General features: G+C 70.3%; 24 protein-coding genes. 20 read left to right on the plus strand and 4 right to left on the minus strand.

The window, feature by feature from the left end:
- Positions 1–40 precede the first annotated feature (40 nt).
- Positions 41–241, minus strand: coding sequence for a DUF397 domain-containing protein (locus tag ACZ5GT_RS26255; protein WP_469031052.1), 201 nt, complete (start codon positions 239–241; stop codon positions 41–43).
- Positions 238–1,095: a helix-turn-helix domain-containing protein gene (locus tag ACZ5GT_RS26260; protein WP_469031056.1), complete on the minus strand. Its 858-nt coding sequence runs from the start codon at positions 1,093–1,095 to the stop codon at positions 238–240. Before ACZ5GT_RS26260 ends, ACZ5GT_RS26255 begins: the two co-directional genes overlap by 4 nt.
- A gap of 339 nt (positions 1,096–1,434) precedes the next feature.
- Here ACZ5GT_RS26260 and ACZ5GT_RS26265 point away from each other — a divergent pair, with 339 nt between their 5' ends.
- The 16 genes from ACZ5GT_RS26265 (at position 1,435) to ACZ5GT_RS26340 (ending at position 17,869) form a co-directional block, all read left to right on the plus strand.
- Positions 1,435–2,211, plus strand: coding sequence for a class I SAM-dependent methyltransferase (locus ACZ5GT_RS26265; RefSeq protein ID WP_469031060.1), 777 nt, complete (start codon positions 1,435–1,437; stop codon positions 2,209–2,211).
- Positions 2,208–4,862: an SUMF1/EgtB/PvdO family nonheme iron enzyme gene (locus tag ACZ5GT_RS26270; RefSeq protein WP_469031062.1), complete on the plus strand. Its 2,655-nt coding sequence runs from the start codon at positions 2,208–2,210 to the stop codon at positions 4,860–4,862. The genes ACZ5GT_RS26265 and ACZ5GT_RS26270 overlap by 4 nt, the downstream gene beginning before the upstream one ends.
- Positions 4,859–5,125, plus strand: a complete 267-nt coding sequence (locus ACZ5GT_RS26275; protein ID WP_469031066.1) for a hypothetical protein — start codon at positions 4,859–4,861, stop codon at positions 5,123–5,125. Before ACZ5GT_RS26270 ends, ACZ5GT_RS26275 begins: the two co-directional genes overlap by 4 nt.
- Positions 5,122–6,408, plus strand: a complete 1,287-nt coding sequence (locus tag ACZ5GT_RS26280; RefSeq protein WP_469031070.1) for a hypothetical protein — start codon at positions 5,122–5,124, stop codon at positions 6,406–6,408. The genes ACZ5GT_RS26275 and ACZ5GT_RS26280 overlap by 4 nt, the downstream gene beginning before the upstream one ends.
- Before the next feature lie 85 nt (positions 6,409–6,493).
- Entirely contained in the window at positions 6,494–7,918 is a 1,425-nt protein-coding gene (locus tag ACZ5GT_RS26285; RefSeq protein WP_469031073.1) for a restriction system modified-DNA reader domain-containing protein, read from the plus strand.
- Positions 7,919–8,168: 250 nt separating this feature from the next.
- Positions 8,169–8,645 (plus strand): ATP-binding protein, encoded by a 477-nt coding sequence (locus ACZ5GT_RS26290; protein WP_469031075.1) that lies wholly within the window; start codon positions 8,169–8,171, stop codon positions 8,643–8,645.
- 135 nt (positions 8,646–8,780) lie between these two features.
- Positions 8,781–9,053, plus strand: a complete 273-nt coding sequence (locus ACZ5GT_RS26295; protein WP_469031077.1) for a hypothetical protein — start codon at positions 8,781–8,783, stop codon at positions 9,051–9,053.
- A gap of 138 nt (positions 9,054–9,191) precedes the next feature.
- On the plus strand, positions 9,192–10,100 hold the full coding sequence (locus ACZ5GT_RS26300) for a helix-turn-helix transcriptional regulator (RefSeq protein WP_469031167.1): 909 nt from the start codon (positions 9,192–9,194) through the stop codon (positions 10,098–10,100).
- A gap of 76 nt (positions 10,101–10,176) precedes the next feature.
- Entirely contained in the window at positions 10,177–12,423 is a 2,247-nt protein-coding gene (locus ACZ5GT_RS26305) for an AAA family ATPase (RefSeq protein WP_469031079.1), read from the plus strand.
- Positions 12,420–13,682 (plus strand): McrC family protein, encoded by a 1,263-nt coding sequence (locus ACZ5GT_RS26310; protein WP_469031081.1) that lies wholly within the window; start codon positions 12,420–12,422, stop codon positions 13,680–13,682. The genes ACZ5GT_RS26305 and ACZ5GT_RS26310 overlap by 4 nt, the downstream gene beginning before the upstream one ends.
- 93 nt (positions 13,683–13,775) lie before the next feature.
- Positions 13,776–14,912, plus strand: a complete 1,137-nt coding sequence (locus ACZ5GT_RS26315) for an SEC-C metal-binding domain-containing protein (RefSeq protein WP_469031084.1) — start codon at positions 13,776–13,778, stop codon at positions 14,910–14,912.
- A gap of 85 nt (positions 14,913–14,997) precedes the next feature.
- Positions 14,998–15,285, plus strand: coding sequence for a type II toxin-antitoxin system Phd/YefM family antitoxin (locus ACZ5GT_RS26320; protein ID WP_469031087.1), 288 nt, complete (start codon positions 14,998–15,000; stop codon positions 15,283–15,285).
- Between the two features lie 5 nt (positions 15,286–15,290).
- Positions 15,291–15,677 carry a PIN domain-containing protein gene (locus tag ACZ5GT_RS26325; protein ID WP_469031171.1) on the plus strand — a complete coding sequence of 129 codons (387 nt, stop codon included), beginning with the start codon at positions 15,291–15,293 and terminating at the stop codon, positions 15,675–15,677.
- A 159-nt stretch (positions 15,678–15,836) separates the two neighbouring features.
- Entirely contained in the window at positions 15,837–16,541 is a 705-nt protein-coding gene (gene fabG / locus ACZ5GT_RS26330) for a 3-oxoacyl-[acyl-carrier-protein] reductase (protein ID WP_469031089.1), read from the plus strand.
- A gap of 5 nt (positions 16,542–16,546) precedes the next feature.
- Positions 16,547–17,314, plus strand: coding sequence for an enoyl-ACP reductase FabI (fabI, locus tag ACZ5GT_RS26335; RefSeq protein ID WP_469031091.1), 768 nt, complete (start codon positions 16,547–16,549; stop codon positions 17,312–17,314).
- A gap of 207 nt (positions 17,315–17,521) precedes the next feature.
- Entirely contained in the window at positions 17,522–17,869 is a 348-nt protein-coding gene (locus ACZ5GT_RS26340; protein ID WP_469031093.1) for a hypothetical protein, read from the plus strand.
- On the opposite strand, the gene ACZ5GT_RS26345 is transcribed toward ACZ5GT_RS26340, so the two are convergent.
- Positions 17,850–18,539, minus strand: coding sequence for a FadR/GntR family transcriptional regulator (locus tag ACZ5GT_RS26345; protein WP_469031095.1), 690 nt, complete (start codon positions 18,537–18,539; stop codon positions 17,850–17,852). The two genes, ACZ5GT_RS26340 and ACZ5GT_RS26345, sit on opposite strands and share 20 nt — an antisense overlap.
- A 79-nt stretch (positions 18,540–18,618) precedes the next feature.
- Here ACZ5GT_RS26345 and ACZ5GT_RS26350 point away from each other — a divergent pair, with 79 nt between their 5' ends.
- The 4 genes from ACZ5GT_RS26350 to ACZ5GT_RS26365 all read left to right on the plus strand — a co-directional run bounded on the left by ACZ5GT_RS26350 (position 18,619) and on the right by ACZ5GT_RS26365 (position 21,317).
- Positions 18,619–20,139, plus strand: coding sequence for an MFS transporter (locus ACZ5GT_RS26350; protein WP_469031097.1), 1,521 nt, complete (start codon positions 18,619–18,621; stop codon positions 20,137–20,139).
- Positions 20,140–20,166: 27 nt separating this feature from the next.
- On the plus strand, positions 20,167–20,283 hold the full coding sequence (locus tag ACZ5GT_RS26355) for an SGM_5486 family transporter-associated protein (RefSeq protein ID WP_469031099.1): 117 nt from the start codon (positions 20,167–20,169) through the stop codon (positions 20,281–20,283).
- A gap of 243 nt (positions 20,284–20,526) precedes the next feature.
- A complete protein-coding gene (locus tag ACZ5GT_RS26360; RefSeq protein WP_469031102.1) occupies positions 20,527–20,733 on the plus strand; it encodes a hypothetical protein in 207 nt (68 codons plus the stop codon).
- Positions 20,734–20,798: 65 nt separating this feature from the next.
- Positions 20,799–21,317, plus strand: a complete 519-nt coding sequence (locus tag ACZ5GT_RS26365) for a SixA phosphatase family protein (protein ID WP_469031105.1) — start codon at positions 20,799–20,801, stop codon at positions 21,315–21,317.
- Positions 21,318–21,417: 100 nt separating this feature from the next.
- Here ACZ5GT_RS26365 and serB read toward each other — a convergent pair whose 3' ends face one another.
- Entirely contained in the window at positions 21,418–22,632 is a 1,215-nt protein-coding gene (gene serB, locus ACZ5GT_RS26370; protein ID WP_469031108.1) for a phosphoserine phosphatase SerB, read from the minus strand.
- Between the last annotated feature and the right edge of the window lie 86 nt (positions 22,633–22,718).

Below are 22,718 nucleotides of genomic sequence, written 5' to 3' on the forward strand. Positions count from 1 at the left end.
AGCTCCCGTACCCGCCCGTGTGCTCCCGTGCGGCGCAGATTCAGCCGTCCAGAGATGAACCCGCTGCGAGTGCCGTGAACGCAGCCCAGGTGCTCGGCGCGACGACGAGGGGGCGGATGCTCTTGTCCTTGGAGTCGCGAATGTGGACCGCGTACGGGCGTACGGCGACCTCGACGCAGTTGTCCCCGTCTCCGCCGCTGTAACTGCTCTTGAACCAGCTCAGTTCAAGGGTGGCCGTCATGCTGCTCCTCGCATCTGTTTCAGGAGGTTCACCGTAGCCCGGCAGTCCAGGGCTTGGGAACGCAGTTTGCCGTAGCGCTGATGCAGGGCGCTCACCTTGGCGGGATCCGCGATCAGGTTGCTCGACAGATGGCCTTCGGTGTAACCGAACCACTGGTGGCCCGGTGTCTCGGCCAAGTACAGCTGACCGTCGGCTCCGCAGTGGTCCTCCTGGGACTGAGGCATGACCTGGATCTCGACGTTGGTGCGCGCGCCGACGTTCAGCAAGTGGTCGAGGACAGCCCTGGTGACCGATGCTCCACCGATCCCGCGTTCCAGAACGGACTGCTCGATGATGAACGTGAAGGCGGTGTTCGGCCTGTTGTCGAGCAAGTCTTGGCGCTGGAGCCGAGCCCCCACCTTCTGGTCGATCTGCTCCGTGCTGTGCGGTGGGAGCTGCCGCTCAAAGATCGCCCGCGCGTACTCCTCCGGCTGCAACAAGCCCGGAACGACCCGACACTCGTACGCGTAAAGCGAGATCGCCTCCTCCTCGATCGCCGCCCACTGCCGAAACCAGGACGCCAGCCCCGCCCGCCGCGTCAGGCTCCTCGCCGCTGCCCCCAGCACCTTGAACGCGACCTGCCCCAGCACTTCCTCCGCCCGCTCCGGCAGGTCGGCCGGCGGGAACCTCTTGCCCTGCTCGATCTTGGAGACATAAGCGGTCGAGTACCGCACACGGGCCGCGAACTCCTCCTGCGTGAACCCGGATTCCTCCCGCAAGGCCTTGAGGACAGCACCGAAGGTCTTGAGGCTGTCGGAGAGTTCGGGTTCGGTGTTCGCGCCGTTGGTGTTGCCGCCGCCGTTGTCCGCTGCCATGACCAGGTGCCTCCCGTGCTCACGCTTGCGTCACCTGCTCAACGGCCATCACCCGTTCGGCGTCACGCCGCGTAACCCACCCAGCTCGAAAGGCGGACTGATACAGCTTTGGCTGTATCAGTGGCGTCCCCCCAAACCCGTTCGTCTCAGACCGCTGGATTGTTCCCCAGGGACGGCGCCGGATCAGGGCGGTCAGGGCCCTGCCCGCGCCACGACCCCCGACGGGCAACCCCTCGGCGCATTACCGCCTGTCGCCGAGCATGCACTCGCGATAACCTGCCGTCGATCGGCGCGAACACAGCACAAGCGGGCAGTTCACACAGGGGCGCGAGGGAGAACGTGGAGCGGCGGGATCTGCGGGGGCACTACGAGGACCTGGCGACCGAATACGACGAGCACTGGGTGTACGGGCCGGACTACATCCCCTGGATGTCCGCACGGATCGCCGAGACACTGCACCTTGCTCCAACGGACCGGATCGCCGACATCGGCGCCGGAACTGGTCTGTTCGCCAGGGAAGTGGCACGGCAGCTCCGTCCGCGCCGGCCCATCCTGTGCGTCGATCCGTCCGAGGCGATGCTCCGCCAACTCGGCTCTCCTCCTCCGCCGGACCTGACACCAGTGGTCGCCTCCGCCGAACACATCGCGGAGGGCCGCGTGCAGTTGCCGTACGAGCGGCTGGACGCGATGTGGCTGAAGGAGTCGGTGCACCACCTGACAGACCCGGCGCGCACACTCCGTGGCCTCGCCGAGCGGCTGACCCCGGGTGGCCGGCTGCTGGTGGTGATGCTCCCGGCCAGCATCCGGTACCCGCTGTTCCAAGCAGCCCTCACCCGGTTCGAGGGACTGCAGCCGGACCCGGCGCACATCGTGGGACACCTGCGTGCCGCAGGACTCGAGGCGGGTCTCACCCATGTCGAGCACGAGCTGCGCATCGACCGGGAGCGGTACATCGGCATGGTGCGCGCCCGCTACATGTCTCTGCTCTCCACCTTCAGCGACAGTGAGATCGAAAAGGGCGTCGAGGAAATGCGCGCCGCCCACCCGGAGCCTGTGCTGGTGTTCCCCGACAGATTCGCGTTCATCCTGGGGCAGCGTCGAGGGGAGTCCGCATGAGCACCATGGTCGACGAACGCTTACGGCGCCTTCGAAGCGAACTGGATGACCACTCCCGGATCGCCGACCGCCTGGGGCTCGATCTGGAACGGCCACTGCGGTCCCTGAACGACGGCTACCCCGAGAACGCGGTGGCCCTTGTCGGGAAACTCACCGAGAAGCTGCTCAAGGAACTCTGGCGACACCACGCCATCGAGGGCGATCCCGCGACGAAGGCCCTCAACGACCTCGTCAAGCGCTGCCGCCCGCACATCCGAAGCAGCACGGTCCTGGACGCGCTCGAAGACATCCGGCGACTGCGTAACCGCTCCACGCACGACGGTTACGACATCAGCGACGAGGATGGACTGCTCGCGGTCCGCAGACTCGTCGACGTACTGGTCTGGTTCACCGACACCGGAAGCGCCGCTCTCCTCGGCGGCGAACCGGACGTGGCGCCGGAGGTGGCGCGCCGATGCGAGTTCCTCGCCGGCCTCTACGTCACGCTCGGCTATCGCCAGGCCAAGCGGTTCGTGCTCAGCCCCGACACGGTGTACCAGCTCTTCTGCCGCGAGTCAGGAATGCGCCTGGAGTACGTGGAGCTGATGCTCTCCCGGGACGCCGACGATCTGAGCACGGTGCTCGCCGCCAGCGGTGGTGAGCTGTTGCGCACCCAACTGCCGAAACTCACACGGTTTGTCGTCCTGGACGACGACGGGGGCGCGGCACCCGGCGCCCTCCATCAACTGCTCGGAACGGACTTCCGGGTCGTGCGCTACGACGGTTTCGTCGACACCATCGTCAGTCTTTCGACTCATCTCTCCGGCCTTGTGGCCGTGGGTGAGTCCGACGGGCCCAGGACCGCTGTCGCAGCGGCGGCTCTCACCACGGATCCGCGTACCGGCGAGCAGAAGGTGGAGCGGTCCGGCGATGCGGCGGAGCTGTTGGCACGTCTGGCGCGCGGCAGCGCGAACGTCCTGGTGACGGGCCGCCCGGGAAGCGGCAAGAGCACCCTTCTGCGGTCGCTCGCCCTCGACCCGGAGCTGCGCCGCTTCCGTTTCTACTTCGACCTCGGTCTCAAGCCGAAGGACGAACCGTTCTCTGAGTACGCGGCTCGTCTCCTGGCCCCTGCCATGGGCTCGGAGCGTTCCCGCGCCTACGACCTGTTCCTCTACCTGATCCGTTCTGGAAGCGCGCTGTGCGTGCTCGACGCCGTCGACGAGGGTGTCGAGAAGCCCAGCCCGGAAGGGTTCCTGAAACTCTTCACCGACCTCGCGGCCGTCCTGTCCGCCGAGTCGGCGGTGGTCATGAGCTCTCGGGTGTCCTTCCTCGCGGACTCACCCCAGGTCCGTCAACTGCTCGACAGCGGTGCGGGGCGCTCCGAGCAACTGGTCGAGCAGATGTACGCGAACGGAATCGACCCGTCACGCGTGCCCCACTTCCACGTCGTACGCCTGGCCGAACCCGAGGCCACCCCGCTGGAGAAGCACCTCACCGCGGCACTGGCGCTTCCCCCGGGCCAGTCGCTCGGTGACATCCTGGGCACCCACATCACCCGGACCCTGACCGAACGAGGGCGGCCCGAGGTGGAGGAGCGGTTGCCCGCCGCGTTCGGGCCCGCCTTCCTCGCCGACCGGACTGTCTTCTCCCTCCTCGACATCCACCGGGCCCTCGGGGCCGACGCCTTCGCGGAAGGGCTCGTCGATCTCGACGCCTGCGTCCTCGCGCCCCTGCTGCGGTCGGCGGGACCGGAGCAGGTCGCCTTCGCGCACACCGCGTACCAGGAGCTGCTCGCCGCCCGGTACCTGGCGGACCCGGCGAACCTCGACGCGGCCGCAGACATTCCGGGCGGTGCCTTCCTGACCGAACAGGTACGCGCCTTCCTCGCGGGCATGCCCGGCGCCCCGCAGAGCGACGACTGCGTGCTGTCGGCCGGGGCCTACCTGGTCGGCCCGGCGGAACGTCTGCTCATCCGCCGCGTTCCACGGCCCGTGCGTTTCGACCGTCAGGCGGTGACGGTCGCCCGCTACCGCCGTTTCCTCGACGCGCTGGAAGCGGACGGAACTTCCCGGTGGGACCACCCGGACCAGCCCTCGCACATCGACCACCGCCCGTGGACCGACCGGCTGCGGCATCCCGACTACTACGAGAACCCGCGCTTCGCCGACCACCCGGCCATCTGCGTCAACTGGTGGAGTGCGTACGCTTTCGCCGCGTACGAGGGTAAGCGGCTGCCGACCGCCCTGGAGTGGGAGGCCGCCGCACGCGGCAGGGACGGGCGGCTGTTTCCCTGGGGCGATTCCCCCGACACCGGCCGCGTCAACTGCGCCGACTCCTGGGTCGGGCGGCCCGTCGTGACATACCAGGCGTGGTACCGCGACTTCGCTGGTGACGCCGTCCGCCGAGCCGGTGCGACACCCGTCGGCGAGCACCCCGACAACCGCTCGCCCTTCGGCATCCTCGGCATGGTGGGTAACTGCTGGGAATGGACATCCACCGTCCTGGACGACCCCGGGGAGGCCGTGATCTGCGGCGGGAGCTACGACAACCCGATGCGCGCGGTGCAGACCAGTAGCAAGGGCGTCTACCGCAAGCGCGGCGGCAGCAACGCGGTCGGCTTCCGATGCGTGCAGGACATCAGCACCGACCGGGACGAGGAGGCGACGGCGTGAGTGGCAGCGGCCCTCGGCAGGGAACCATCGTCGACCGGAGACCGAGCGGCGGAGGCATCAGCGGTACGCAGGGCTCGTACATCGTCCGGGAAGACGAGAACGACCGGTACTACGGCTTCGACTACCGGCAGATCGTCACGGAGGGCTTCCGGACCATCCGCACCGGCGAACGCGTCCGCTTCCACGTCAGCGCCGAAAGCCCCGACCGGGCCGAGTTCGTGATCCGCTTGGACCAGCCCGACCCTGCGGAGTACTACCGGTGACCACGGCTCCTCCGCAGCTCGATGAGGTGACCGGGGCACGCCAGGAACTGACCGTCGTACTGCCCGTACGGCTGTCGCGGTTACCCGACTGGCCCGAGGGCCCCTTTCCCTTCGAGCTGGGCAACCGCCGCACCGACGCCGAGACCCGCTCGACGTACTTCGCCCCGGCGTCTGCCCGCGCCCTATACGGGGCCCCGGGCCGCCCGCTGCGCTGGTACCGCCCCCTTGACATCAAGCATGACGGCCTGACCCTGCTGGGCCTGGAACTCGTGCACGCGGCCACTGCCCGCAACCCGGAACATGCCCTCGCCGTGCTGCACTTCACCGTGGAGCGACCTCTGCTGCCGGTGCTGAGAGCCCTCGCCGGACGGCGACAGTCAACCGCCGACGATCCGCTCACCGGGCCGTTCGCCCCGGCCACGCTCCTCACTGGCGTCGCCGATGTCCGGCACCCGTCCGCGCCGTTCGCGGTCGCCCGGCCGTACTCGATCGCTTTCCTGACTCCGAACGCGGAGCACACACCGGCACTCCGGACCGGCCCGGAAGGGCGACTGCCCGCCACCGCGGACGCGTGGCTGTGGCAACTGGCCTCACGGTCCACGCCGGAGGACTTCCCCGTCCCGCCGGAAACCGCCGGCGAACAGCTCAAGGACACCATAAGGATCTCCGCCGACTGGAGCGCCCTCGTCCTCAGACAGGGCACCGCCTTCCTCGGCCACCGCGTCGACACCGGCGAGGGCGACTTCTACGAGTTCGGGGCCCTGCACTCCCGCACCGTCTACCTCGACGCACTCCTCCTGGGCGCCCTCCAGCGCGACCACATCGACGAACTCACCGACGAACTCTCCGAGGTGTTCAACTCCGCCCGTCTGGCCCGCCGAGTGGCGTCCCTGGAACGCAACATCGCCGTCTTCCGCAGCACCTACTGGCGCCAGCACCTCACCGCCCACGGACCGGCCAACGACCTCCTCCTCGCCTTCCAGGACCAGCACCGCCTCCCGGACCGTTTCACCGAGATCCTTGCCGAAGCCGCCGACTACAGCAGGCTCGTACAGACCCAGGAGAGCCAGCAGATCAGCGGCGCCCTCGGCGTCCTCACCATCCTCGGCCTCCCGGTCGGCACCGCCCTCGGTATCCTCCAGGTCCTCGGCGACGCCTCACTGACCGACCTCCTCATTGCACTCGCCCTCTCGGCGGCCGCCACCGGAGCCATCCTCACCACGCGCTATGGGCGCCTGGTCCTGTCGTCGCTGAAGGGCGGGACCGACGGGGGACAGGGATAGGGCAACTGCACGCTCAGAGGTCATCCGAACACCGCACGCCCGCATCGCGAGAGCGGCTCACATCATCAGCGAAGGCGCACCTCACATGACTGATTCCACCAGCAGCCCAGCAGAGGCGCAGTCCCGCGCCAGGTACCTCCTGAATGGCCGCCGGGTGACCCTCACCGACCTGCTCGACGCCGGGCTGCTCACAGCGGGGGAACGTCTGACGTTCGTACGGCTCCGGAGAGGCGAGAAGCACGAGGCCACGGTGACTCCCTGGGGAGCGATCAAACTGGCGGACGGAGAGGAGTTCCGGTCGCCGTCCAAGGCGGCCGTGGTTGCCGTCGGGCAGGGATCGTTCGACGGCTGGTCGGCGTGGAAGACCGACAACGGCAAGTACCTGACGGAGCTGCGCCGGGAGCTGCTGGACCGGGCCGCCGCGGAAGCCGACCCGTCGGAGCCGGAGGAGCAGCAGAGGTCGCTGTCCCCCAGGGAGCGTCACGCTCTGCTGAAAGAGGCCCGCGAAGAGGCCGAGGCCGGACGTCCGATCCGTCTCTCCGTGCAGGAACTGCTGGCGTGGTGGGGCGTGACGGGCCGAGGGCTTGTCAACGACCAGATCAAGGCTGAACTCGCCAATCACAGCCTCACCACCTCGCCCGAGTTCGACAAGGTCCCTCTGACCGCCACGGTCCGCCTCGTCAAGGCGGTGGAAGACGACGCGGAAGACGGCTTCGAGGATGTCCTTGTGACCGGAACTCCGCACAGGGTTCCTGCGCCGACGGCCGTTCCGTCAGAGGACCAAGGCTCTTCGGAGGCCGGGCTGACGATCGGTACCCTGCCGTCCGCCATGGGCGGTGTCGTCAGCGTCAAACCGACGGCCACGTTCGAAGAAGTCATCACTCTGATGCTGCTCCACGACTTCTCTCAGATGCCGGTCCTCGCAGGTCCGCACGACCCGCGGGGCGCGGTCTCGTGGAAGTCCATAGCGCGCACTCGGCACGCCGCCCCTGATGCCCATCTCTCCCAGGCCGTCTTCGAGGCGAGGGAGGTTCGCTACGACCACGACCTGATCGACGTCCTGCCCACACTGGCGGAGCACGACTTCGTGCTCGTCAGAGACCAGAACAACGCCATCGCCGGCATCGTCACCGCCGCCGACGTGGCTCAGGCGTACGGCGACCTGGCGGGACACTTCCTCCTGATCGGGGAGATGGACCGCAGGCTGCGGCAACTCATCGAGACGGCTTTCACCCTGCCCGACGTCACGAAACTCTGTGACTCCAAGGGCGAACGCATCACCTCCTTCGATGACATGACCATCGGCGACTACAAGCGCGTACTGGAGAACCCCAAGCGGTGGGAACAGCTCGGATGGCCGCTCGACCGGAAGGTGTTCATCGCCCGCCTCGACGAGATCCGCAAGATCCGTAACAACGTGATGCACTTCAACAGCAGCGACCCCCTGCCGAAGGCAGACGTCGACAAGATCCGCCACTTCAACAAGCTGCTCAGGGAGTACGGGGAGTAGCTCTCGAGCGGCGCCGAGGGTTCGCCCTGTTCCGCTTCGGAGCGCTCTCATCCACCGGCTCCGGGCAGCGGGAGCGGTTGTCATGGCCACGCGCCTTCCGTCTTCGAGTCTGCGTCACCTTGGTCAACAGCTCTTCCCCTTCCGGCGTCACGAGAGTGCCTCACCCAGTCCAGAGACCCGACCGATACAGCCTCGGCTGTATCGGCGCCGTCCCTTTCGGCATGCCGAAAAGGACCGAGAGTCTCGACGCATGCCTGCACCACGTGCCGAAGAGGCCGTCACCGTAGAACTGTTCGTCCAGCGGTTTTCCGCCACTCGCCGTGGCGCCCGGCTCGCACGCAGACTGGCCGTGCACCGGCTCGACGTCTGGGGAGTGCCGTACGGCAGTCCGGCCTCCGGCGCCGTCGCGCTCGTCGTGGCGGAACTGGCGTCCAACGCCGTGCTGCACGGCCGTGTCCCCGGCCGCGACTTCGAACTGCGGCTGCGCTGCGACCGCGCCGCCGGAGTCGTACGCGTGGAGGTGGCCGACACCCACCCCGCGCGGCCGGCCCCGCGGCGGCCGGGAGCGGACCCCGCGGACGCGGACGGCGGCAGGGGCCTGCTCCTGGTGGCGGCCGTGGCCGAGCGGTGGGGTGTCGACGGACGCAGGGGACCCGGCAAGGTGGTATGGGCGGAGTGCGTCCTGCCTGCGACTTCCGCGAACACCGCGCCTTTGGAGCCGAGTTGACGATCATCTTCCGCAACAGTCCTCCTTGGGTGGTCAGTTGTGGTTTCGGTGATTGTCGGTGGTGCCCGGTAAGGTGGTCGGCCTCTTGGAGTTGACGGTCAACTCCTGGACAAGCGACGGCTTGTGGAGGCGCATGTGGTCGGACGCGAGGTCGCTCCGGCGGACCATACGAGCAAGGAGGTCCGGGAGGTCCTCAAGCGGCTGGTGGCCGACGGCTGGCAGTTGAGGTCGGAGGCCCACTGGGGAACCCTCTACTGCCCCTGCGAGGACCACTGCACGGTGATCCGCGTCGGGGGCACGCCGAAGAACCCGAGCCAGGAGGCGCGCCGTATCCAGCGCAAGGCGAAGTGGTGCCCGCTGCCGGCGGACGACCCGCGTGCGGCCCTTCGCGGGGGCAACGCCCAGTGACCCGTGTTGTCAATTGACAACGCCCATTGGCTCGGCCAAGCTAGCGTCCGGGGGCGTTCCCTGGAATGGCTGGATTGTCGCGCGCGCAGAGACAGGAACCAGGAGCGAACCGGCATACGCATGGGGGGCAGGGGCGTGATGGAATACGAGTTCCACTTCGTCGTGGACGGAATCGACGTGGAGGACGACGACGCCGTCCGGATCGTCCACGAGACCTTCGACGGGGTGCTGACCCGCCACCGGGGCCGGCACTTCCTGGACGTGTCGGAGAGCGGGGCCGGCGCCATCGACGCGGCCCACCGCATCGTCGTACGACTGCGCAAATCCCTTCCGGGCCTGCGGCTCCTACGGCTCGACGCGGACCTCGTCGGCGTGTCCGACATCGCGGAGCGCGTCGGCCGCTCCCGGCAGAACGTCCAGCAGTGGATGAACGGCGAGCGGCGCCAGGACCACCGGCCCTTCCCCGACCCGGAGGGCATCGCGGGCCGCTCACCCGTCTGGCGCTGGGGCGAGGTCAACGCCTGGCTCGCCCAGTTCGGCGAGGGCGACGACGTGCTGCCGCCCACCCGCGAAGAGGCCCTGACCATCGACTTCCTGCTGCCGAAATGGCAGCGCACGCTGGATGACGGCCTGCCACTGGTCAACTTCGCTGCCGCGGAGTCCGGTGACCAGTGGGACGGCGACCGCGAGAAGGTCCAGCGACTGCTGGAGGGCACCCTCGGCCTCCCGGGCGTACTCGAACAGGTCGCCGCTCTGCCCCGTTCGGAGCAGGACCGGCTGACCGTCGTGTGCGCGGTCCTGCCGGACCGCCTGAGCAGCGTCGTGTCGCGCATCGGCCACGACGAGGTGTGGGCGGTCCTCGCCTACCAGGGCGCGGACGGCGAACTTCGTCTCCAACCGGTCGGCACCGCCCAGACACCGGGCGCGGTGCCGAGCGCCAGCCTGGGCCTGGGCCCAGACGCGACCGTGGGTGACTTCCTGCTCGTCCAGACCAACGGCCCGGACGACCTACCGGTCACCCCGACCACACCCGTCGGCCTGGACTGAACCTCGCGCGGCGACCGCGTCCGTGCGACAGACGGGCGACGGCCGCGGCCCTCCTACCCAGCGGAGAATGGACGCCGTGCCCAGCATCCCCACCGTCGCAGCACAAGCCATGCACACGGCCGCCACCGTGCTGCGCAACGAGGCCCTCGAGGACGGTCTCGTTTTCCGGGAGCTGTGGTCGCGGGTCCTCGCGAAGGACTCGCGACTGGCCCAGGACTGGAAGGACGCGGTCGCCGAGTCCCCGCAGTCGGTCACCACGCCCTTCAAGGACTACGTGAACTGGGCCGCCGTCAACCTGGTGAAAGCCGGCTGGCTCTACCGGGGCAACCGCCGCTGGCAGTTGACCGGGCTCGGCGCCGGCGCCCTCGACCACTGGCCCGACCCTGTCGACTTCAGCCTGGAAGCGGGGCGGCGCTACCGGCGGTGGGAGCACGACAAGCCGACCGTCGTCATGGTGCTGGAACTGCTGGAGCGTCTGCCCGACGGAGGGCACTGGGTCGCGCTGGAGGAGACGGCCGCAACGGCCGGAATCGAGGCTGACGTTCTCGGGCCGGTGCTGCGCGGTATGCGTCCGCCCGGATGGCATCTCGTGCTGGGGGAGGACGGGGAAGCCGGTGCGGGACTTCCCCTGTTGCCGCACGAACGCGACCAGTGGCGCTCCCTGCTCGACGAGGAGGGCCTGCTGGACACCGGGCGCACCAGCCTGGACACCGTCCGCGCTCTGCCCGACCGGCGAATGCCGCTGTGGGACGCGGTCAACGCGGTCGTGTCGCCGCCCGCGGTGGGCGAGCCCGACCAGAAGCCGCCCCCGCAGCTCTGGATCGTCCGGGGTGTTCACCCGGTCACCGGCGTCCCCCTCATCCGAGGCCACTGGCGCGAGAAGTCGGTGATCAGCCTCGACCCGGGATTCCAGGTCCCGGGCCTCGCCGCCGGGGACCTGGAGGGCGTCCGGAAGGCAGTCGACGCGGCGCTGCCCGCCACCGGGCCCGCCCGCCGGGACACCGTCGCCCGTGAACTGCACGCCTTCCTCACCCGTATGCGTGAGGGCGACGTCGTACTGTCCACGGACGGTTACAAGACCTACGTCGGCATCGTGGGCGGACCGGCCCGGCCCGGCACGGAACGGCTGGAACGCCCCGTCGACTGGCGCAACCTGCACAACCCGCTGGACTTCCTCGAAGACCTGCCCTCCGCGCTCTCCGGAGTGGTTCAGGACGCCGACGCCCAGATCCTGGAGGCCACCGAGTACGCGGAGACCGTGCTCACCCTGATCGGCGCCATGCCGCGCCCCGCCACCCCGGTGGCCGTGGAGTGCGCCGAACTCCCCGACGCCACCATCGAACTGGCCGCGAAACTCCACATGCCCGACACCGTCTGGCTCCAGGAGTGCGTCGAACTCCTCCGCGCCACGCCCCAGTTGATCTTCCACGGTCCGCCCGGCACCGGCAAGACGTTCACCGCCCTCCAGCTCGCCCGCCATCTGGCCGGCCCCTCCAAAGCCACGAACGTGCGCCTCGTCCAGTTCCACCCCGCCTACTCCTACGAGGACTTCTTCGAAGGCATCCGCCCCCGGCTGGGCGGCGGCCCCGACGGCGGGCTCGGCTACGAGCTGGTGCGCGGACCGCTGCGCAAGCTCGCCGACGAGGCGGACCGGCGCAAGGCCGAGGTGTTCGTCCTGGTCATCGACGAGATCAACCGCGGCCACCTGGCCAAGATCTTCGGTGAGCTGTACTTCCTCCTGGAGTACCGGGAGGAACGCGTCCACCTCCTCTACGGCTCCGACGACGGCCGAGGCTTCAACCTCCCGCCCAACCTCTACATCCTCGGCACCATGAACACCGTCGACCGCTCGGTGGCGTACATGGACGCGGCCATGCGCCGCCGTTTCTCCTTCATGGAACTGCACCCGGACGTCGCGCCGGTGTCGGGCTTACTGGCGTCCTGGCTGCGGGGCCGGACGACGGAACGAGGCGGAGACCCGGACACGTACGACGACACGCACGTCCGCCTGCTCGACGAGATCAACCGGCTGCTCGCGGCGAACAGCCCGGGCGACCGTTCCTTCCGCGTCGGTCCCTCGTACTTCATGCAGGACCTCGCCCACACCGGCGACGGCGCCCTCGAACGCCTGTGGAAGACACAGATAATCCCCCTCCTCACCGAACACCACTGGGGCGACCCCATAGACGTGGAAGCGGTGTACGGCCTCGACACCCTGCGCGAGCGGCTCGGCATCGAGCCGCCCTCCGGCGCCACCGACGACAGCCCCGTTCCCCCGGACCCCAGTGCCGGTAACACCGGAACCGACGCGGGCGACTCGTGACCCTCCGGCCCCAGCCCCGCCACTGCGGCGACACCGCCCTGCGCATCCGGCTCGCGGAGGGCGGCGGCTGGGCCACCTGGGCGCTCACCGAGGCACAGCTCGCGACGCTCGCCGACCACCCGCGCCTGGTCGCCGTGCGCCCGGACGGCGGTGGCCGGTGGCGGCTGAGGGCCAAGGACCGGGTGGGCTCCGTACGCCTCGGTTCCGGAACCGGGACCGTCCAGCTCACCATCCGGCCGAAGGTACCCGTCGACCGCCTCCTCCACCTCATCGCCTACGCCCCGGACCGCGTCGAGTTCGACCCCCGTCCGGTCAGCGCCGAGCCCCGCCCCGACCTGCTGCCCGCGCTCGCCCACGCCTTCGTCACCGCCGGCGAGCACGCCCTGCGCCACGGCCTCCTCCACGACTACTGGGAAACCTACGACACGCTGCCCGTCGTACGCGGCCGCATCCGCCACACCGACCAACTCCGCCGCAGACCCGGCGTCCCCGTCCCCCTGGAAGTCCTCTACGACGACTACACGCCCGACATACCGGAGAACCGGCTGCTGCTCGCCGCCACCCGTCGCCTCCTGCGCATCCCCGGCCTCGGCCCGGACCAGCGCGCCGCCCTCCAGCGGCTCGCCGCCCGCCTGGACGGAGTGAGTGTCCTCCCGGCCGGAGCCCCGGCCCCCCACTGGAACATCAACCGGCGCAGCACCCGGTACGCCCACGCTCTCGCCCTCGCGGACCTCGTCCTGCGCGGTGCCTCGTACGAACTCGACGACGGCGCGGAGCGTGAGGTCGCCGTGGACGGGATGCTGGTGACGATGTGGCGGCTCTTCGAGGCGTACCTGGCACGAGCGGTCGGCGAGGCGCTGCGCCACCGCGTCGGCGGCAGACCCGAGCCGCAGGACCGCAACTTCTTCCTCGACGCGGATGGCCGGCACGTGCTCAAGCCGGACCTCGTGCACTACCTGCCGTCGCCGCATGACGGGGTGCTCCGCCAGGCCGTCGTCCTGGACGCAAAGTTCAAGACCAGACCCCAACGGGACGACCTGTACCAGATGACCGCGTACTGCGTCCGGCTCGGTCTCGCCGAGGGCCATCTCGTCTACGCATCGGGCGAGCCGGGCCTGGTGGAGGTGCCGGTGGGGCAGGAGAGGCTGAGGATCTGGCGGCATGTCCTCGATCTCTCGCGCCCCTGGCGGGACCTGGCGTCCGATGTCGAGGCACTCGCCGAGTCCATCGACGGCGCGCGCAGTACCGGCGTGAGGTGAGCCGTGGGACCGCGAAGGCCTGGGCGTCGGCGGTGCTGGTGATCTCCCGGGGTTTCCCTGCAGGCTCAGGTCCTGCGCCGCTACGGTGCCCTCATGTCCAGCAAGCGCCACGCCTCCGGCAAGAAGAAGACCTGTAACACCCGGCGGACGTCCCACGCCCGCCGCACCGCACCCCCGTCCGTCACTCCCGCCCGGGCGGCTCAGGAGTACGAGGGACTGGTGGAGCAGTACCCCGAGGATCGGGAGGAACTGCTCCGGGAAGCGGCCGACGCCTGGCGCGAGGCCGGCGAGCACGAGCGCGCGCTGAGGCTCTACGAGCGGCTGCTCGACCCGGAGTCGGGCGGTTGCCGGGAGCCTGACGTGGTGGACGCGTGGCGTATCGACACGCTCTGGGAGGCCGGGCGTGTGGAGGCGGCACGGGCCGCGGCCGCCGCCTTCCGCAAGCGGCATCCCCGGGACGCCGCCGCCTGGAGCCTTGTCGCCGGCGTCTTCGAGTTCGCTGACGAGACGGTGACGGCCGCCGAGTGGTATACGGCGGGCGTCACACACGCTCTCGGCGCCGGTGCCGCGGTGACGGCGGACGTGGTCCAGGACGCGGACGACTCGTTCGGCCTGGAGGAACTGCTCACCGGACGTCACCGGGTGCGGCGCCTGCTCGGCGAGCCGCACGACGACTGGGACGACGAGGCCGACACCGTGCATGAACGGCGCGCGTCCCTCGTGCCCGGCCGGGTGCGTCCACTGGACGAACTGCACGACCCGCTCCGCCTGAAGCGGCTGGCCGAGGGAGATCCTGCCGCCCTGCAGGCGGAGATGGAGGAGGTCACCGCGGAACGGGACGGGGCGGCGCTCCCGGGACCGCTGAAGACGTGCGTCCTGTTCTGGCCGCTGGAGGAGTTCGCGCGGCTCCTGGAACGCTGGCCGACGGTCGTTGACGCGTACGGCGATGACCACGCCGGTCATCTGCGGCAGGTCGAGCGGACCCTGCGGGAGCTGTCGGACCAGGGTGGCACGCGTCTGGCGGTCGGCCGGGGGACGGTGAGCGGTCTGGAGGCGGATGCCCGGGAAACCGGCGGGTCCCCCGACACACCGGCCGCGCGGTCCCGCTACGCGGCGGAACTGGCCCGCAGGGGAGAGGCGACCGACTGGCCCCCGCCGCGCAACGGCCGGTGCTGGTGCGGCTCGGAGCGCAAGTACAAGAAGTGCTGCGGAAATCCCGCGATCGGGTGAATGCGGGGCCAGGCCACCGACTCCGCGTTGTAGGTACAATCGCATGCATGTAGGCACATTGCCTGTCCTGTCGAGGGAGCCCGCCATGAGCGCCATCTCCGTCCGCGAGTTTTCCCACAACCCCAGCGCCGTCTTCGCCCGCGTGGAGAAGGGGGAGACCGTCGAGGTGACCCGGCACGGCAACGTCATCGCGATACTGGTTCCGAGCGGGGGGCCGATGGAGCGGTACGCACACCTGGTGGCCCAGGGGAAGATCAAGCTCAAGGCGGCGACCGTGGCCGACCTCGCGGACTTCCCCCGGTACGACATCCCGGACGGCGCGCCGGATCCGCTGGAGTCCCTGCTCGCCGAGCGCGAGGAGTACTACCGGTGATCTACATGGACTCCTCCGCGTTGCTCACATTGCTGACCGGGAGGATGAACGCCTCCGCACTCGAATCCTTCCTCGCGAGCTTTCCGCAGGCCCCATTGGCCACCTGTACCGTCGGCTTCGTCGAGACGGTGCGGCATCTGGACCGGGCGGGCAGTTTCCCCAGGGCTTTGACGGATCTCGATGAGCGGGTGACGGAAATCCTCCTCGGCCGTGAGGTCCGTGACCTGGCCACCCGCGTCGATCCCGGCCTGCGTGCGCTGGATGCCCTCCACGTGGCGAGCGCCCTCTCGATGGAGCGGGAGCTGGCGGCCTTCGTGACGTACGACCGCAGGATGCTCGACGTGGCGCGCAAAGAAGGTCTGCCCGCCCACGCCCCCGGAATGGCGGAGTGACCAGGCGGCCGACTGTAGAAACCCGACAGCGAGTCCCCCGAGCCACTGTCGATGCCCCAATGTCCCCGGCCGGAACCGGACCGATAGGTTTTCCGGGAAGCCGCCTGCCATCCAGATGTCCGGGCGGGGGTATCAGACCGTTATCGAAAGGGTGATCCGTTGAGCCGCTCGGTTCTCGTCACCGGAGGCAACCGGGGCATCGGCCTCGCCATCGCCCGCGCTTTCGCCGACGCCGGCGACAAGGTTGCGATCACGTACCGGTCGGGTGAGCCGCCGGCCGGCTTCCTCGCCGTCAAGTGCGACATCACCGACACCGAGCAGGTGGAGCAGGCCTACAAGGAGATCGAGGCCGAGCACGGCCCGGTCGAGATCCTCGTGGCCAACGCGGGCATCACCAAGGACCAGCTCCTGATGCGCATGACCGAGGAGGACTTCACCTCGGTCATCGACACCAACCTCACCGGAGCCTTCCGCGTCGTCAAGCGCGCCAACCGCGGCATGCTGCGCGCCAAGAAGGGCCGTGTCGTCCTGATCTCGTCGGTCGTCGGCCTCTACGGCGGCCCCGGCCAGGCCAACTACGCCGCGTCCAAGGCCGCCCTGGTCGGCTTCGCGCGCTCCCTCGCCCGGGAACTGGGCTCGCGCAACATCACCTTCAACGTCGTCGCGCCCGGCTTCGTCGACACCGACATGACCAAGGCGCTCACCGACGAGCAGCGGGCCGCGATCGTGTCCCAGGTGCCGCTCGGCCGCTACGCGCACCCCGAGGAGGTGGCCGCGACGGTGCGGTTCCTCGCCTCGGACGACGCCTCGTACATCACTGGAGCCGTCATCCCCGTTGACGGCGGACTGGGAATGGGTCACTGAACGACATGAGCGGAATTCTCGAGGGCAAGCGCGTCCTGATCACGGGTGTGCTGACGGAGTCCTCCATCGCCTTCCACACCGCCAAGCTCGCCCAGGAGCAGGGCGCGGAGATCATCCTGACCGCGTTCCCGCGGCCCACGCTGACCGAGCGCATCGCCAAGAAGCTGCCGAAGCCCGCCAAGGTCATCGAGCTCGACGTCACCAACGACGCGCACCTGGCCCGGCTGGCCGATGTCGTCGGGGAGGAGCTCGGCGGCCTCGACGGCGTCGTGCACTCCATCGGCTTCGCCCCGCAGGACGCCCTCGGCGGCAACTTCCTCAACACGCCGTTCGAGTCCGTGGCCACCGCCATGCACGTCTCGGCGTTCTCCCTGAAGTCGCTGACCATGGCCTGCCTGCCGCTGATGCAGAACGGCGGCTCGGTCGTCGGCCTCACCTTCGACGCGTCCTTCGCCTGGCCGCAGTACGACTGGATGGGCCCGGCCAAGGCCGCGCTCGAGGCGACCAGTCGCTACATGGCGCGTGACCTGGGCAAGCAGAACATCCGCTGCAACCTCGTCTCGGCGGGCCCGCTCGGCTCCATGGCCGCCAAGTCCATCCCCGGCTTCAGCGAGCTGGCCTCGGTGTGGGACAGCCGCTCCCCGCTGGAGTGGGACCTGAAGGACCCCGAGCCGGCCGGCCGCGGTGTCGTCGCCCTGCTGAGCGACTGGTTCCCGAAGACCACCGGCGAGATCGTGCACGTGGACGGCGGTCTGCACGCCATCGGCGCCTGACCTGACGCCTGACCTGATTTTTTCCGTCCCGGCGACGCCCCGCTCCGCGCACCGCGCGGGGAGCGGGGCGTCACCCGTTCGGCCTACGCGGCCGGGCGGGGCCGGGCCGCGACGGCGCACGCTGGATTACGCGTTCACTCCGGATCTCGCGTCGGATCCCGCGTCCAGCACGCGATCCCTCCCCAGCTCGGCCGAGGAGGTTCCCTTGTGCGCCTGTCCCGAAGCCTGGCCCCAGTGACCGTCGCCGTCGTATTCGTGCTGGCACTGCCGTACGAGGCGGCGTCCCTCGCGCGTGCGGCGACCGGCGAACCGGTCGAGGCGCAGCCCTTCGGCGCCGAGTGCCGCAGCAACGTGACCGGGTCCCACGTGGTCGCGTACTGCCACAACCCCTATCCGCAGACGGACCGCGTCAGCCTGCACGTCGAGTGCGCCCGCTGGTGGGACCTCGACACCGACGCGGCCGGGGTCGACGTCGGCCCGGCGGCGACCGTACGGCTCACCGCCCGGTGCTGGAAAGAGGTCGCCGCGGTGTGGATCAGCCACCGGCGGGCGTGAACAGCCCGGGGCGGCACACGAACGGATAGCCCGCGGCCTCGGCGCCCGCCGCCTCCGCGTCTCCCGCCCGGACCGCGTCGAGCAGCCGCGTGTGGTCCAGGTACGTCTCCGGCGTCAGCTCCTCGCCGACGTCGTCGCGCAGCCAGTCCCGCAGCACCTCGCCGAGGTCCGCGTACATCGCGGTCATCACGTCGTTGTGAGAGGCGGACACCACCGCCAGGTGGAAGGTCGCGTCCGCCGCCACGAACGCCTCCGCGTCGCCCGACGCCCACGCCTCCTCGCGGCGCCGCAACAGCGCGTCGAGCTGCTTGAGGTCCTTCTCCGTGCGCCGCCGGGCGGCCAGGCTCGCCGCGGCCGATTCCAGCGTGGAGCGCAGCTCGGCGATGTGCCGCGGGTCGGCGCCGGCGAAGCGGCGGTGCATGACGCCGGCCAGCTCGCTGGTCGCCAGGACGTAGGTGCCCGAACCCTGCCGGATGTCCAGCAGACCGTTGTGCGCCAGCGCGCGGACGGCCTCGCGGACGGTGTTACGGGCGACGCCGAGCTGCTCGACCAGCTCCGGCTCGGTCGGGATGCGCGAGCCGACCGGCCACTCGCCGCTGGTGATCTGGGCGCGCAGCGCGCTGATGACCTGCTCGGACAGGGCGGAACGGCGCGGATGACTCAGGGGCATGGCACACCTTCGCACGAGCGCGGGACGTTCCGTCCGCCGGATGGACAACCAATCATCCCATCATTCTATGATGGCTGGCATGGTGAGCGAGGAAACCCGGGCGACGATGTCCACCCCGTCCGTCCGTACCCCGGTGGCGCGCGCGTCCCGGGCGCCCGCCGGGCGCGCGTGGCCGCAGCGCCTGCTGGTGCTCGGCATCGTGCTGGCCGCCCTGAACCTGCGCCCTGCCATCACCAGCCTCGGCGCGCTCCTGGAAGAGGTCCGCGACGGGCTCGGCATGAGCGGCGGCGTGGCCGGGCTGCTCACCTCCGTGCCGCCGCTCTGCTTCGCCGTCTTCGGCGTCACGGCGCCGCGGCTGGCCCGCCGGTTCGGACCGGGCGCGGTGGTGTGCGCGGGCATGGCCGCCATCGCCGCGGGCCTGCTGCTGCGGCCCTACGTCGGCGGCACGGCCGGCTTCCTGGCCGGCAGCGCACTCGCGCTGATGGGCATCGCGGTCAGCAACGTCCTCATGCCGGTGATCGTCAAGCGCTACTTCCCGGACCGGGTCGGGTCCATGACCGGCCTGTACTCGATGGCCCTCGCCATGGGCACCGCGGGCGCGGCGGCGGTGACCGTGCCCGTGACCGAGGCGCTGGGCGGCCGCTGGCAGTCCGGGCTCGCGGTGTGGGCGGGCCTCGCCGCGGTGGCCGTGGTGCCGTGGATACCTTTCGTGCGGCAGCGGACCGCCGCACGCACGGCCGGAGAGGCGCCGGCGACGGCGACGGCGACGGCGGACCGGGATTCCCGGTCGGCGGGTGAGGCGACCGCGGGGGGTTCCCGGTCGGCGGGTGAGGCGACCGCGGGGGGTTCCCGGTCGGCGGGTGAGGCGACCGCGGGGGGTTCCCGGTCGGCCGGCGAGGCGACCGGGCGGGATCCCCGGCCCGCCGACGAGGCGCCCGCGCGGGTGGACCGTCGCGCCGACGGGGCCTCCGCGACCGCGCACCATCCGGCCGCGGTGCGCATCACCCGCAGCCGTACCGCCTGGGCGCTCGCAATCTTCTTCGGGCTCCAGGCCACCGCCGCCTACATCACGATGGGCTGGATGGCACAGATCTTCCGCGACGCGGGCGTGCCCGCGAGCACGGCCGGGCTGCTGCTGGCCGTCACCATGGTGATGGGCGTCCCGCTGGCCTTCGTCATCCCGCGCCTCGCCGCGCGGCTGCCGCGGCAGGGCCCGATCGTGGTGGTGCTCAGCGCCTGCGGACTCGCCGGATACGCCGGCCTGTATCTCGCGCCGGCCGGCGGCGCCTGGGCCTGGGCGCTGCTGCTCGGCGTCGCCAACTGCGCCTTCCCGCTGGCCCTGACGATGGTCGGCATGCGGGCCAGGACCGGTGCGGGCGTCGCCCAGCTGTCGGCGTTCGCGCAGAGCACCGGCTACCTGATCTCCATCCCCGGGCCCCTCCTGGTGGGCGTGCTCTACCAGAGCAGCGGCGGCTGGGGGATGCCGCTCGCCCTGATGGCGGGCCTCCTGGTGCCGCAGACGGTCGTCGGGGTCCTGGCGGGGCGCGACCGCACCGTGGAGGACGAGGCGGCCCGCCGACATCACCCCGGCCACCGGTGAGGGCGCGCGGAGTGCGAGACTGGCCGCATGCCAGTCCTGGACCCGAATCCCCGCAACGGCCAGAAGAAGATGCTGCTCGTCCTCGGCTCGTTCTTCGCCATCTTCCTGATCATCGCCGTCATCGCGACGATCGCCGCGCCCTGACGCCGCCGGCCTGAGACGGCTGCCCTGAGACGGCTGTCCCGGGCCCGTCACGCTGACGCCGTCGCCCTGGTACGGCCGCCTCGTGACGGCCGATGGTAGGGCTGGCCCCCCTGTCCCCTAGGGGGCGAGTGTCAGGGTCAACTGGGTGGGTCTCCGGATGGGTTGGGGGCCGCCGGCTCCGTACCTTCGAGTTGTGGCCGCTCGCCGTGGTCACGGACCACTCGAAGACCATCGGAGGCACCCATGCCGGCCCGCACGCACACCCGGCCGCACCCGGCGTCCACGGGCGGCGTCGACATACGGCTGCCCTGGTGGGCCCTGGCCCTGCCCACGCTCGCCTTCGTCGTGCTGCTGGCCGTGGTGCTCAACCCCACGGAAGCGCACGCGGCGACGGGCGACCCCGTGATCAGTCAGCTCTTCGCGCGCCTGCTGCGGCTGACAGGCCGCTGACCACCTGCTCGGCCGCCCGCCAACTCCCACCGCCCCGTGGCCTGTCTCGTGCGAAGCTGGATGCCATGAGCGTCGCAGAACCCCGCAGGATTGTCCTCTTCCGGCATGCGAAAGCCGACTGGCCGCCGGTGACCGACCACGAGCGACCACTCGCCGAGCGGGGCCGCATGGACGCCCCCGTCGCCGGACTCAAGCTGGCCGACACCGGCATCCACCTCGACCTGGCCCTGTGCTCCACCGCGACCCGTACCCGGGAGACCTGGAAGCTGGCGGTCCACGAGCTCCCGGAACGGCCGAAAACCGTCTACGAGGAGCGGGTCTACGAGGCCTCCCCGGGCGAGCTGATCGCCCTGCTCAACGAGACCCCGGACGACGCTCACAACGTGGTCCTCATCGGCCACAACCCGGGCATCCACGGCCTCGCCGAGATCCTGGCGGGCCCGAACGAGAGCGACGCCCGCCGCCGGATGAGCCGCCGCGGCTTCCCGGCCGCGGCCTTCGCCGTCCTCGCCTTCGACGGCTCCTGGAAGAGCCTGGAGCCGGGCGTGGCCACGCTGCTCGACTACTGGGCGCCGTCCGAGTAGGCACCCCCGACGGGACACGACGACCGAGCCGAGGGGCCCGGCACCGTAACGGATGTCGTATCCGCCACGGTGCCGGGCCCCTCGCCGCTCACGGAACGTTTCACTGCTCGTCGAGCGTGTCCGCCGCCTCGACCTCTTCGCGGGTGACGCCCAGCAGGTACAGGACGGTGTCGAGGAACGGCACGTTCACCGCGGTGTGCGCCGCCTCCCGGACCACCGGCTTGGCGTTGAAGGCGACCCCGAGACCGGCCGCGTTGAGCATGTCCAGATCGTTGGCCCCGTCGCCGATCGCGACCGTCTGCGCCAGCGGTACGCCCGCCTCGGCGGCGAACCGGCGCAGCAGCCGTGCCTTGCCCGCCCGGTCCACGATCTCCCCGACGACCCGCCCGGTCAGCTTCCCGTCGACGATCTCCAGGGTGTTGGCCTGCGCGAAGTCGAGGCCGAGCCGCTCCTTCAGATCGTCCGTGACCTGCGTGAACCCGCCCGAGACGACACCGACTTGGTAGCCGAGCCGCTTCAGCGTCCGGATCAGCGTGCGCGCGCCCGGCGTCAGCCGCACCTCGCTGCGCACCTTGTCCACCACCGAGGCGTCCAGCCCCTCCAGCAGCGCCACGCGCGCGTGCAGCGACTGCTCGAAGTCCAGTTCCCCGCGCATCGCGGCGGCCGTCACCTCGGCGACCCGGTCCTCGCAGCCGGCGTGCGCGGCGAAGAGCTCGATCACCTCGTCCTGGATGAGCGTCGAGTCCACGTCCATGACGATCAGCCGCTGGGCCCGCCGATGCAGTCCGGCGGCGACCACCGCGATGTCGACACCGAGTGCCGCCGCGTCGGTCACCAGCGCCGTGCGCAGGGAGCCGGTCTCCACGCCCGACACCGCGAACTCCACAGCGGTGACGGGGTACTTGGCGAGCCGGAAGATCCGGTCGATGTTGCCGCCGGCCTTGGTGATCCGCGCCGCGATCTGGGCCGTCGCCTCCGCGGTGAGCGGGTGGCCGAGCACGGTGACCAGGGAACGTCCGAGGCCGCGCGGCCGGTTGTCGCCGTGCCCGGAGAGGATCTCCGCCTGCATCTTCATGGACTCCGCCCAGCTGTGGACGGTGGCCCGCAGGTTCCCCTCGAGCCCTCGCGGCGGCTCGGTCACGAGCGCGCACAGCACCATCCGGCCACGGGTGACGACCTGCTCGATGTCGACGACGTCGACGGAGTAGGACGCGAGGGTGTCGAAGAGGCCGGCCGTGATGCCCGGCCGGTCCTTGCCGAAGATCTTGACGAGGAGGGTGGGGACGTCAGAGGACGAGGTCTGCGAAGCGCTCATGGTGTAACCACCGTATCCGGCACCCAGTGCACTCCGCCCCCGAGGTCCGCCTGGCGGACAGCGAACAGTGGGTGTCGGCCGGGTGT

It is taken from the genome of Streptomyces sp. NPDC031340 (assembly GCF_055569945.1).